Below are 12,345 nucleotides of genomic sequence, written 5' to 3' on the forward strand. Positions count from 1 at the left end.
GGCTCCTTTTTTAGTGGGAAATTCCCCAGATAGGGGAAATTCCTGTTCATGGCAAATACCGCAACGAAAACGGAAGACCGCTATGCCGGGGGGTACCGGTTTTGGTTATGGCAGATTCCGCCCAAATCACCCTTTAACAGCGGCACCAATCTAAAGAAAATCGACGGCAGCCGATGAGTGACCCACAACACCTGAAAAGTATTGCTTATGGCTGCTGATGTTACTCCCTGACCAGGTTCACAGCTTCCCACCGTGTGGGCCACTCATAGGCGACCGTCAACAAGTATTATGGCCGAATTTTGCAAATGGTCAAAGGGGGGCCTGCAAAAGAGCAAATAATCGGAAACGGGAGAAAAGTCGGGGAGAATTTTGGCCGGTTGCTTGCTCATGGGCACCAGCGAGGCTTAGAATAAATTTGTGAACACGTCTGTAGGCGGCCGGGAGCCATGTTATGGAAAATTTATGGTATTGGCTAATTGGCGGCATGCTAGTCGGGGCATGTGCGGCGTATTTTTTTTATCGATGGCGCATGGTATCTGTCCGGCGCCACGGGCAGGGGAACCATCTGCTGCGCGCCCAGCGTGACTTTCAACTGCGCCGCGAACAACTCGAGGCGAAATTCTTAGACAAAGCTGGCTCCAGTGGCAAGCCGCGCGGCCTGCGCTGGTTGGATTGCGACTTTGACAATCCGATCGTGTTTGCGCGGGATAAACGGACGGGGCAGCTTTCGGCGTTTGTCGGCGTGACAATCAGCTTTGAAGCGATTCCCGGCGGCGGGATGGAAGACGTCGAAGCGGTCGGTAACTTGCGGGCCGCCACGGCCGTTTTTCAACTGGATGAGCAGGGCGTTTGGATGACCGACGGCCGTGCGATATTTAATCTCAATCCCAGCGAAGCGGTGCAGTACTACCAGGCCAATCTGGAGTTGATCGAACCCGCCCTCCCCTAGCGAGACTAGCGCTGTCCTGACGGTTCGTTTTCCGATGAGCCGTAGAGCGCAAGCCCACGGTTGGAGTGGCAAAATCCTGATCTACCTAAACCGTATCTTTATCTTTGACAAAGCACTCGCCTTAGTAGCTCATCTTGACGCGTAGCAGAATTCGCCAGAATTCTGAGCGTATTAAAATTCTATTCGTAGCAGAATTCGCCAGAATACTGTGCGTAGCAGCAGTTCACTGAATTCGCCAGAATTCTGCCTCTTGCAAAGCCTGTTAAAACCTTTTTTCGCAAATTCCGCTACCAAGTTAATCACAAAACTTCCCGCGACGTTGGCGGCAATGCCAGTGAGCATTATAACAGCGTTGTATTCACTCGCTACGCTTTTACTTGGCAAACCGATTATTTTATGCCTCCTGTAGTCCCCCGCAGCCACCAACTAGAGATTCGCGTCCGCTACCAAGAGACCGATGGCCAGGGGCGGCTGCACCACGCGAATTATTTAACCTACTTTGAGCTGGGCCGGACGGAATTGCTCCGCTCGGCGGGATACACCTATCGTGAATTTGAGGAAACCGGGTTGATGCTGGTGGTGGCGGAGATGCACATACAATACTTTCGGCCGGCGGTCTACGATGACCTGCTTTTGCTGACGACTAGCGTCATTCAATCCAAGGGGGCCCGCATTCGCCACGCTTATGAATTGCGGCGCGGGGTGGAATTACTGGCCAAGGGAGAAAGCATGATCGCTTGTGTTGATCGGACGGGACGCGTGCGCCGCTTGCCCGAATGGCTATTAGAGCCGGAGACAAACGGGGACTCGCGGGAATTGATTCAACGTAACAACGAAACGGTTTAACAACCCGAATACTTTTTCTTGTCGCGAATTATATTGGCCTCCGGGAAATCTGAAGCATGAATTGGAATCAGAAACCTGTCATTCGCACCCTGGGGATGCTGCTAGGCTGCGCGGTGGTTGCTTGCTCTCAATTGGGAAGCACATCGATCAGGGCCGAAGAGACCGCTCCCCGCCAGTGGGCCATCGTGCGGGAACCAAAGCTTATCGAAGGGAGCGGCATAGCTCCCGCGCTAAGCTCCTCGCAACCGGCATTTTGGATTTTAAATGATGGCGCGGGCATATTACGGATCTATGCGATAAACAGTACTGGCCAGCGCTGCGGCCTCTTGGAGGTCCCGGATAGCCAGACCGTCGATACCGAAGACCTCGCCAGCTTTTCCCTGGGGAACATGACTTTTCTGCTGGCGGCCGATACCGGCAATAACGATTTGGACCGTCCTACCGCGCGGCTGTTTCTTTTGCCCGAGCCAACCCTGGAGCATGATTTCTCTTCGGGCGAAACCGCTGGCAAACAACCCTCCGACCAAAAATTTTCCGTCAAACCACTGCTCGCCTGGGACATCGCCTATCCCGACGCGCCCCGCAATGTCGAAGCCCTGGGCGTGGACCCCGTCCAGCGAAAAATTTTATTGGTCAGTAAAGAAAAAAAGGATGCTCCCGCCACTGTCTATCAAACCGACCTCCCTATCAATGAGCAAGGGAAGCTCACGGCGGATTGGATTAACTCTGCCACTACGCCGCGAACCTTCGAAAAGTTGGGCAGGATCAACGTCCCGACCGTCCTGGGGATGACCATGAATCCCACCGGAGACACTGCGGTCCTCCTGGGAAAATCAGCCGTCACAATTATTAGACGCGACAAAAACCAAACCTGGGCAGACGCTTTTACCCGCCCGGGAATAAAACTGGATATTCCCCGCCAAAAAAAGGGGGAATCGATCTGTTTTGGCCCCGTTGTCGCTGCACATAACGGCCCGCAAAGTTTATTTCTGCATAGCGAGGGGACCGACCAACCGATCTGGGAAATCCCCTGGCCCACCATTGTTACCCCGAAATAGCCTGTCCCCCAGGCGTGGCAGTTGTGGCGGAACTTACCAAAAAAGTTCCCGAATCGCACCCTTGCAAGGCTGCCAGGCTTGGGATAGACTTTGAGTTTCCCCAAAATTGGCGGAAACTGGTCGCTTTTTAACCTTTACGATTGTCAGACTGACGCGGGCAACGGTACTGCCTTCGGCCAGTCCGGGATGGAACTGAACATGGCAACTTTCATGGCCAAGCCTGGCCAAATCGAGCAAAATTGGTGGGTCGTGGACGCGCAGGATAAGGTCGTGGGCCGCTTGGCTAGCGAGATCGCGGTCATCTTGATGGGCAAGCACCGGCCGACCTACACGCCGCATGTTGATACGGGCGACTTTGTGGTGGTACTGAACGCCTCCAAGGTCAAATTCACCGGCAAAAAGCTGCAAAACAAAGAATACCAGTGGTACACCGGTTTTACCCGCATTAGCAGCGAGACCGCGGAAAAGCGCTTGGCCCGCCGCCCGGAACTTATCCTGCACGAAGCCGTCCGCCGTATGCTGCCCAAGAATAAGCTGGCGTTCAAAATGATCAGCAAGCTGAAAATTTACCCCGGCACCGACCATCCCCATCAGGCCCAAAATCCCCAACCGCTGGAAATGGCGGTTAAGTAAATTGAACGGGGCTGGCTCCACGAAACAATAAAATTACCTTCCACTTCACACTGTTTTACACTTAACCGCTAGAAGCAATCGATTATGGCCACTGCCGCCCCGGAAGCTCTTGGAACAGGTCGCCGCAAAACCGCCGTCGCCCGCGTGCGGGTAACGGCTGGCAAAGGTAAAATCACGATCAACGAACGTCCGTTTGAGGAATACTTTACCACGGAAAAAGAGCGCGGCCAGGTGCTGGAACCGCTGCAAGTGACCGGCAAACTGGAAACAGTGGATGTGCGCATCTTGTGCGACGGTGGTGGGCCTAACGGCCAAGCCGGGGCTTGCAAGATGGCGCTCGCCCGCGCCTTGCGGATTTTTGACGCCAGCCAGGATGATTTACTACGGCATTCGGGCTTGTTGACCCGGGATAGCCGTATGAAAGAACGCAAGCATTACGGTTTGCGGGGCGCACGCCGCGGCACCCAATTTTCCAAGCGTTAATATTTTTCCACATCAACATTTGCCAGTCTCCATTTTCAGATTGGCCAAGACGTCGCTAATTTTAAGCCACAAGACCGCTGGAGGATTCCGGCGGTTTTTTTTGCGCGTCTGAAGGATCATGAGAGAAAGCCGCGGTTGTTTAACCATTTGTCTTATTCTTGCGCGGGTTATGTGCATTGGCATCGCGATTGACGCGGAACTATTGACCGAGACGTTTCTCCGGCGGTTTGGCTTGGCCGCCAGGATGCAAGGGGATCTCTTTGACAGCCCGCCGGAACTTTTGTTTCAGTTTCGCGACCGGATTCCGCAACTGCCTATTGTGCGGCTAACGCCTGAAAATGCCCAACAGCCTCTCCCGACCAGCGACGACTGGGACCTGGTGGAATGGGGAAACCGGGGGAATCGGCAGTCGCGGCTGCCGTTGACCGGTTGGGCCCGCGAGGAAAGCACATCCGCCGGCAAATGGAAATATCTTCGCCCCCAACCGGTGTGGATACCCGCGAGCCGGGGACTGGAAAAAGGGGTGTGGTTTCCCACGCCTGACGGCCTGCAGGGGATCCTGGTCGAGGATGAGAATCGCCAGCCACATGTGTACATGCTGACCCGCGCATCAACCCCCGAATATGAACAGTTGACCAAACACCACCGCATGCCTGTATGGGGCGCGCCGATGGTGTAGCAAAGGGGCTACAGCGCCGATATGACTGGCTGAGTAGCCATGTTAAAATTCAAACGACAGGAACAGCCTTTCATTATTTTAGCTTTGCCAAATCCACAAGATTTTGTCCCGGGAAATGCTTCTTCAACAGGCTGCCAGGCAAAGATGTTACAGCGTCGGCGTCGGGGTTGGCTTGCGGCTACTGATAACTTTTTCGGTCACGGTCAGCAGTTGGTCCAGGCGGAACGGCTTGGCCAGGGCCGCATAAGAGGGGAGCAGTCCTTCCTCCCGCGATTTAGTAATGGTGTGCGTCGAATCATATCCGTAGCCCAGCATCATGACCATGGGGACGGGATCCACCATTTCCTTTAACTTTTTCAGTAATTCATAGCCATTCATATCGGGGAGGCGAATATCACTAATAATGACATCATAGCCTCCCTCCATGGTCAACTTATTTTGCACCATGCAAATGGTCTCATGGCCGTCATGCGCGGTTTCCACAATACAGCCATATCGTTCCAAGAGCGCGTGGGCGGCGTTGCGGACGGTGGCGTCGGCGTCAGCCACCAAGACTTGCTTTCCCCGCAACAGCGGTCGTTTATCGACTTGTTTATTGGCGGGCAGGGCCTGGCTGGGGGCCATCTTTTGGCCGACTTTTTGGATGACTTGCTTAATATCGCGGGCGTTTCGCAAGATATTTTCCAGCCGCTCGACTACTTCCGGCTCGTGGCCGATATACCGCTGCATTACATTGACCGCCTCGTTCAGAATCTCATCAATGGGCAAGGCCACGGCGCTGTGAATCGCCTCCACGCTTTCCACGCAAGTATTGGCTTTTTCGGCTTCGAGTAAAAAGAGCGTGTTGATCGCCTGGGCCACATCGCGAGTAAAAATCTCTAAAAACTGGCGGTCGCTTTCGGTAAATGCCCGGGGTTCGGGGCTTTCGACATTAAATGTGCCGATGACCGTTTCATGCAAAATAAGTGGTACGGTTAAGGAGCTTTTGGCCCCTTTACACCCTTCCAAATATTTTTTATCGCCGTGCGTGTCGTCGCAAAGATAAGTCTTGCCCGAGGCCGCCACGTAGCCCGTGACCCCGTTGTCCTCTAGGTCGGCCCGCAAGACCCGCTTTTCCGCTTCGGGAGACATGCCAACCGCTAGCAGCGGCATCAGCAAACCTGTTTTAGCGTCCAACAGGCGAATTTCGACCACGTCAAAATGCAACAGATCCTTGGTGTATTGCAGAATATTATTTTTGAGATATTCAATTCTTTCTTCTACGGTCATCAGGCTCAGTTCATCGGGCGTCATGTCGGCCAGCTTTTCGCCAGCTTCGTGGATAGTCGCCAGTTTTTGCTGTTGTAGCATTTCCGGTGTTACATCCCGCACCGTAACGATGAGATGACGCGGGGCTTCTTGCCCCTCCAGCACGGGCATGGCGTGCAAGTGATAATAGCGGTTGTCCCCCACGCGCGACGCATCACCAACCTTTAGCGTGGAACCACTCGCCTTGCCGGTGCTCAACGCCGTATGAAACGGACAAAAATCCGGCCCCAAAATTTCAGGGCTACCCATCACGGTGTAAAAGTTTTGGCCGGACAGATGCTCGCGCTGGCACCATTCTTTGATCCGCTCATTGGCCCAGATAATTGTATTATCCGCATCCAGCAGAAGCACCCCATCGGGCATTCCCTCCAGGATGCGTTCATTTTGCAGAAGTTTGCCGACGCGCTCGACCCGTGCCAATAAATTTCCCGCTACAAAGACCCCCGCGTATTGGGTACGAGCTAATTTCGCCAGACCGCGAAAAGGGCTAGAGACTTGCTCTAACTCAAAGTCCTTACCCAGCTCCGGCAGATTCGCGGGAATCTGGGATTGGGGATCGCGAATCACCAGGATTTTTGGCTTTGTTGACAAAAATTCACTCCTGGATAGTTGACCTCTTGGTACACATTTAATGAATTATAAGAGGGAGGGAAAAACGTCACAACACTTTTTCCTCGCATTTTGCGCTTTGACGCAAATCATTCTGCGGACTCAGCTTATAAATAGTTCATATTCGTCCAAAATTTAAGGGATATGCGGTTTATGGCCGCTAACCAGGGGGGGTTACCCTTTATTATTTTCTGTAATCAAAAGTTGGACAGAGGGGGAGTTATCCATAGTAACAACTCATGGCTTGGTTGACCGTTTGAGACAAAACCTGCCGCGTAACAGGCTTAGGCAACAAAGAAAACACATTAAGTCGTTGGGCCTGTTCCCGGACTTGGTCATTTATTCCCGCCGAAATCAATATCCAGCGATTTCGCAAAGTTGTTTGTTGCAACTGTTGTGCACATTCTAGCCCGCTTAATCGGGGCATCTGAAAATCCAGCAAGACCAAGTCTACACGCCGGCGGTGAACGATTTGGAGGGCTTCATCCCCATCGCCCGCAGTCAGCAAGTCATAGCCACAAGGCTCCAACATCGTCAGCAGCGTTTCGCGGAACGCGTCGTCATCGTCGGTAATTAAAATCGACCGTGTCATGAAAGAACCAACCGATTTTGTCTCATAATTTTGTTGTTTCAACAGTCCCCAATTTATTCTACGCTGCAAATAGAATACCGATCTGCTCTAGGGTAAAGATTTTGTCAATTTTACCTCTTGTGCTAAGAATCCTTATTCATACAAAAAACGTTAAAATCCCCCAAGAGAAATTCATCGAAGTCGTTCTACCCAGCAATGATGAATTCTTTAAAGGTGGACGGATTAAGTTTTTTTTCGATTAGCTGTCATTTTGGCAGTTCGATATTTACGCACACGCAGGCTAGTTTGAGGACTCGGTTGCCAGATCATGGCCAAAGCCTTATTCTATGAAAACTTCGATCCAGTCGGGAGAAACAAAGGGGACGGTGCATTATCCACGATTTTTCTGGTAATTATTGTCCAGAAGTAACGTGAGGTGCTAGCTCAGATGAGTTTTTTGATTGCGATTCATTTTTAACTAGACTTCACACGCGCATTTTTTACAGCCCATGCCCCATCAATTTATCCAAAATCTGGCCCATCAAGAGCAAATCGATCAAATTTATCTGGCCAGTGGCAAGCAATTGCGACCTAACCGTAATGGGCAATTGTATTTGCAGGTTGATCTGAGTGATCGGAGTGGCACCTTAAGTGGAAGATTGTGGAATGCGCAAGAAGGGGATGGAAGTCGCTTTGAGGATGGCGATTTTGTGCGCGTGCGGGGAACCGCACAATTATATCAAGGGGCCATGCAACTGATCTTGTCCGATATTCAGCGGGCTAATTCGGCAGATGTGGATTGGAATAATTTTTCTTGCTTAACACCTGCGGACGTGGACAAACTTGCCCGGCGTCTGGCGGAACTGTTACGCGGGCTAAAGGATCCCGGGTTAAGAGCCTTGGCCGAATGCTTTTTGGGGGACGAGGCCTTTATGGCCAGTTTTAGCCGCTGTCCCGCCGGTGTGAAAAACCACCATGCCTACCAGGGAGGGTTGCTTGAGCATGTTGTCAACTTGATGGAAGTCGCCAATCGCATTTATGATCGCTATCCGCAACTCAATCACGAACTCTTGCTGTTTGGGTGCTTTTTGCACGACATGGGGAAAATCGAGGAGCTTTCCTTTGAAAAAGGCTTTGCCTATACCGACGCGGGACAGTTGCTGGGGCATGTCGTGCAGGGGATAAGCCTGTTGGATGAAAAAATCCGCCAAGCGGAGGAATTGCTGGGGGAGCCAATTTCGGGCGAAACCATCTTGCGGTTAAAACACATGATTTTGAGCCACCATGGCGAATACCAATATGGCTCCCCCAAACTGCCGATGACGTTAGAGGCGGTGGCCTTGCATTATCTGGATAATCTGGACGCGCGGCTGCATAATTTTCAGCAGTTGTTAAGGGACGAGGCCAATGTGGAAAGCTCTTGGACGATGTATCATCCCAGTTTAGGGCGCAAAATTTTTAAAGGCCGGGTCAAAGAGTAACGGCCAAGGCGCTTCGATTAGAATTGTTACCGAAGGAAACGAAGGTTCAAAATCCGCCGCTATGACCGTTCCAGATTGGCAATTACCGGCTGGTGTCACGCGCGGGGCATGGGATTATTTTCAAGCGCGGCATATCGCCCGCGACTATGACCAGTATTTTGCCGATTGCCCGCTGTTTGATGTCGATAGTCGGCTTCTCGCCAGGTATTTTTCCCCTCCAGGCGTGGTGGCCGATTTTGGCTGCGGCACCGGAAGAGCGCTTTTACCATTAATCCACCGGGGGCATACGGGACTGGCAATCGATCTTAGCGAGGAAATGCTGGCCGTGGTGGCTGAGAAAGCCGCCGCGGAACAACTCCCCGTTCGCTGCGTGCGGGGAAATCTGGTGGAGCTACCCCATGTTTCGGACAATGCGGCCGATTATGGCATGTGCCTGTTTAGTACGCTGGGGATGATCCAGGGTCGGGAAAATAGACAGCGGGCGCTACTGGAAATGCGGCGAATCTTGCGTCCCGGGGGAATCCTGATCCTGCATGTGCACAACGTCTGGTTTAATCTGTACGATCCGGCGGGTCCAGGCTGGGTGCTGGGGAGCTGGCTCCGTTCATGTGGCAAAGGGGATTATGAATTTGGAGACAAGGTTTTTCCCTATCGCCAAATTCCCGCCATGTTCTTGCACGTTTTTCCCCGGCGGGAAATACTCTCCACCGTGCGCCAGGCAGGACTGCAAATCATCGAGTTCATTCCGCTTGGCGCTCCGGGTTATCAGCCCCTTCGCTGGGGATATTTTCTGCAGGAACTGCGCGCCAGCGGTTGGTTGATTGTCTGCCAAAAAAGCGTTTGAGTACCCGCGCACGGTTGATCCCCGCCCAGTTTTCGCTTTGGCACATGAACATTAGCGGAATTTTGGCTCCGGGATTTCTCTGGAATGTTATTTGCTAATACTTCCGGGCGGGCAAAAACTCAATCCAGGAGGCTGGTCATGTTAAAGCCGGAAAACCGGAAAGATAAAGAACGGTTTAAAAAATTGAAAAAGCATGAGGTCGAGCGGGAACGTCCGCCCGAGCAAGCCACGGACGTGGCGGCGCAGGAAGTGAAAAACCTGCGAAAGATGGAAGGCCGGGGCAAAAAGCAAAAATAACCGGATGAATTGGCTGGCGATCAGGAAACCGAGGGGCATTTACAGCGCCGCGGAATCGGAAGCCGCCAGCCATTTCTCTTGAAATTCGGGGCGATTGAGTTGAAAAATAAACTCACTGGCTAAAGTTTGAAATAACTGCTTATAGTGTGCCGCGCGTACCTCCGGCTCTATCCCCTCCAGGGGAGGCAATCTTTGCCGCCAAGCCAAGGAATCCAGCATGTGGCGGCGCAGCTCATCGTAAATGGACATGGCGGTCCGGGACAGTATTCCGATGGATAAAATCAACGATAGTTGATGCGATAAATTTTTTGCGCAATGCCAATACCCTGGAGGGAGATAAAGCAAATCCCCGGGGCTGAGGGAGACCCGATAGAGGGGAGTTACCTCACGTTCATAACGCATGTTGGTGGGAAGATTTTCTAGCAGCGGCAGGGGATTAACTGTGTTTTTGCGAATCCCATATTCTTTAACGCCTTGTAACGAAACTAGATACACATCCTCGACATCATAATGCCAATTTAGTCCCTCCAAATGCCGGGTGGTGGCAAACAATTGGATATCCACTGCTCCGCCAAAGTATTTTTCAAAACATTTTGCCAGCTCGGACAAACGATCGTCATGCTGTTCCGCATGCCGAATAACCAAAGTGCCCCCTTGATCCAGCAAATTTTGAATTTCTATTTCCGAAGTGAAATACTTTTGAATAAAGCCCGCCTGGCTATCGGCTAATACCTCCACTTGGGGAGTCTGAGCCATAATAAAAAAGTCGGCCAACCTGGGAAGACGAGATAAATCCGCCGCCTGGGGGGCTGTATAGGGAAGCCGATGCAAATATTCGGCTGTAAATCCAGGTAAGCTGGTCTTGCCAAAAATTGTCGAAAGATCCATGTCGCCACCCCCGTAAGAATTGACAAAAAAATTCCTACATGATCGGGGGAATCATAGGAAGCGACAGAAATTATGTCAAATATGTCAAATTGACGAGCATGCGTAGAATCTAATAGATCATCCCATCCAATTTATGCGGCAACTAACCCACGGCTTGTTCCTGCGTGACAAGTTTTTCTACCAGCGTCTTAAATTCCCCCATTTTTACGGGGCTGCTAACAACGGCGCGATTTTCGTTGAGCACGGCCCGTTCGGCCAGGACGCCATGTTTGGCCCCTAGCATCAAAATCGCGGGTATGTGGCGGGTGTGTTCTCCTTCTCCAAAGGCATTAAACGCTTCCAGCGCGCGTAATCCCAATTCACTGGTGCTGTAAATCACGCAGTCCGCGGGACGTTCGTGTTCGTTAAAGGTATTGGCCGGACGATTGGGGTCGCTGCTCATTAATACGCGAAAACCGTTCTTTTTAAACAGTTCGCGAAACACGTCCTGATGACCCGTGTTGGATTCGATAATCATTAAGCTGCGCTGCTTTTGAAAGACTTGATGCAGCGCGCCGGGGTCCAAGGCCGGTTCGACATCACCCGTGGGATTGGCCTGCAGCTTTTGATATAAAACCAGCAAATCGCCTAGTAAATCATGCGCCGTCTGATAACGCTGATCGGGATTAAAAGCCATTGCCTTGGCCAATACCGTCGCCACTCCGCGCGACACCTTGGGCACGACCTCTTGAATCGGCTTGACATCCAAAAACCGGTTGCGGCTCATCCGCAATAGCCGATCCTTGGTTTCTATCAAGGGAGGCGTCCCGGCCAGCATGTGGTAGTAGATACAGCCCAAAAAATAGATGTCACTGCGTGGATCGTCTTTTTTGGCGTTGGAATATTTCTCCAGGGCGGCGTAATCAATGGTCCGCGGATTATCCAGTTCGGCGATGGCTTCTTCGCTAAGGTCAGGATCAACTCCCGCCAAGCCAAAATCGACTAGCTTGGCCATGCCATGACTGGAAACCAGCACATTGCTGGCTTTGAGATCCCGGTGGGAAAGCCCCTTGCGACTGGCGGCATCTAGTCCTTTGGTAATATCGATCGCCAGGCGGGTAGCTTCTAGTTGGTCCAACTGCCCCCGCACGCGAATAAATTCCCGCAAATTCCGCCCTTCCACGAACTCCAACACCATGTAATAGTGGCCATGCTCGTTGGCCACTTCATAAATCCCCACAATATTGGGGTGTTTGAGCAGCATGCCCACTTCGGCTTCTTGCTCGAACTGCTGGATTTTACTTTCTTCGTGCGAAAACCGGTTGCGCAGGACCTTGATCGCCACGATTTGGCCGGTTTCCACGTGCACTGCCCGATAGACGCGGGCAAAGGTCCCCTGCCCAACGGGGTACAACACTTTGTATTTGCCGTAGAAATATCCGTGGCGTTCACCGCGGATTAGGCGGTCCAACTGGTGGGTGGTCAGCAAATCATGTCGAAGGAGGATCTGCTTGATTTCATCTAACTCGACTTCACGTCCGCCGACGTCGCTCCAGATGATGCGCGTGCCGCGCTCATCCAAGAGATCGTAATCGATGGCGCGCTGAACCAACGATTCAGCGGTCAGGGCAGACATTTTAGCCTCCGCACACGGGGACCCATAATAGGTCAAATGGGCACTCGCGGCAGTTCCGGTGCCGCTTGCGCCTACATGAAATCC

General features: G+C 52.2%; 14 protein-coding genes and 1 other RNA gene. 10 read left to right on the forward strand and 5 right to left on the reverse strand.

Translation table 11 applies throughout. The features are described from left to right. Positions 1 to 48 precede the first annotated feature (48 nt). The gene (locus SFX18_12630) at positions 49 to 177 is read left to right on the forward strand and encodes a hypothetical protein (protein ID MDX1963993.1); all 129 of its coding nucleotides are present in this window, start codon (positions 49 to 51) and stop codon (positions 175 to 177) included. On the opposite strand, the gene ffs is transcribed toward SFX18_12630, so the two are convergent. After that, positions 170 to 268, reverse strand: an RNA gene (gene ffs, locus SFX18_12635) — signal recognition particle sRNA small type. The genes SFX18_12630 and ffs overlap by 8 nt on opposite strands. Before the next feature lie 261 nt (positions 269 to 529). Between ffs and SFX18_12640 the strand changes: the two genes are divergently transcribed. From SFX18_12640 to SFX18_12665, 6 genes are all read left to right on the forward strand, one after another. Continuing rightward, positions 530 to 949, forward strand: a complete 420-nt coding sequence (locus SFX18_12640) for a hypothetical protein (GenBank protein ID MDX1963994.1) — start codon at positions 530 to 532, stop codon at positions 947 to 949. 396 nt (positions 950 to 1,345) lie between these two features. Beyond that, the gene (locus SFX18_12645) at positions 1,346 to 1,795 is read left to right on the forward strand and encodes a thioesterase family protein (protein MDX1963995.1); all 450 of its coding nucleotides are present in this window, start codon (positions 1,346 to 1,348) and stop codon (positions 1,793 to 1,795) included. 56 nt (positions 1,796 to 1,851) lie between these two features. After that, complete coding sequence (locus tag SFX18_12650; protein ID MDX1963996.1) at positions 1,852 to 2,853, forward strand: hypothetical protein; 1,002 nt, start codon at positions 1,852 to 1,854, stop codon at positions 2,851 to 2,853. A gap of 198 nt (positions 2,854 to 3,051) precedes the next feature. Continuing rightward, a complete protein-coding gene (gene rplM, locus SFX18_12655; protein MDX1963997.1) occupies positions 3,052 to 3,486 on the forward strand; it encodes a 50S ribosomal protein L13 in 435 nt (144 codons plus the stop codon). Positions 3,487 to 3,570: 84 nt separating this feature from the next. Next, a complete protein-coding gene (gene rpsI, locus SFX18_12660; GenBank protein ID MDX1963998.1) occupies positions 3,571 to 3,969 on the forward strand; it encodes a 30S ribosomal protein S9 in 399 nt (132 codons plus the stop codon). Positions 3,970 to 4,138: 169 nt separating this feature from the next. Then, entirely contained in the window at positions 4,139 to 4,648 is a 510-nt protein-coding gene (locus tag SFX18_12665; GenBank protein ID MDX1963999.1) for a hypothetical protein, read from the forward strand. Positions 4,649 to 4,795: 147 nt separating this feature from the next. Here SFX18_12665 and SFX18_12670 read toward each other — a convergent pair whose 3' ends face one another. After that, positions 4,796 to 6,547, reverse strand: coding sequence for a response regulator (locus tag SFX18_12670; GenBank protein MDX1964000.1), 1,752 nt, complete (start codon positions 6,545 to 6,547; stop codon positions 4,796 to 4,798). A 238-nt stretch (positions 6,548 to 6,785) separates the two neighbouring features. Then, complete coding sequence (locus tag SFX18_12675; protein MDX1964001.1) at positions 6,786 to 7,157, reverse strand: response regulator; 372 nt, start codon at positions 7,155 to 7,157, stop codon at positions 6,786 to 6,788. A 488-nt stretch (positions 7,158 to 7,645) separates the two neighbouring features. On the opposite strand from SFX18_12675, the gene SFX18_12680 reads away from it, so the two are divergent. The 3 genes from SFX18_12680 (at position 7,646) to SFX18_12690 (ending at position 9,758) form a co-directional block, all read left to right on the forward strand. Continuing rightward, positions 7,646 to 8,617 carry an HD domain-containing protein gene (locus SFX18_12680; GenBank protein ID MDX1964002.1) on the forward strand — a complete coding sequence of 324 codons (972 nt, stop codon included), beginning with the start codon at positions 7,646 to 7,648 and terminating at the stop codon, positions 8,615 to 8,617. Between the two features lie 61 nt (positions 8,618 to 8,678). Then, positions 8,679 to 9,461, forward strand: coding sequence for a class I SAM-dependent methyltransferase (locus SFX18_12685; GenBank protein MDX1964003.1), 783 nt, complete (start codon positions 8,679 to 8,681; stop codon positions 9,459 to 9,461). 138 nt (positions 9,462 to 9,599) lie between these two features. Next, positions 9,600 to 9,758 (forward strand): hypothetical protein, encoded by a 159-nt coding sequence (locus SFX18_12690; GenBank protein ID MDX1964004.1) that lies wholly within the window; start codon positions 9,600 to 9,602, stop codon positions 9,756 to 9,758. Between the two features lie 39 nt (positions 9,759 to 9,797). Here the strand turns inward: SFX18_12690 and SFX18_12695 are convergent, their stop codons facing one another. Then, a complete protein-coding gene (locus tag SFX18_12695; protein MDX1964005.1) occupies positions 9,798 to 10,646 on the reverse strand; it encodes a cupin domain-containing protein in 849 nt (282 codons plus the stop codon). A 142-nt stretch (positions 10,647 to 10,788) separates the two neighbouring features. Continuing rightward, positions 10,789 to 12,261 (reverse strand): serine/threonine-protein kinase, encoded by a 1,473-nt coding sequence (locus SFX18_12700; protein ID MDX1964006.1) that lies wholly within the window; start codon positions 12,259 to 12,261, stop codon positions 10,789 to 10,791. Between the last annotated feature and the right edge of the window lie 84 nt (positions 12,262 to 12,345).

It is taken from the genome of Pirellulales bacterium (assembly GCA_033762255.1).
Classification (GTDB): domain Bacteria; phylum Planctomycetota; class Planctomycetia; order Pirellulales; family JALHPA01; genus JANRLT01.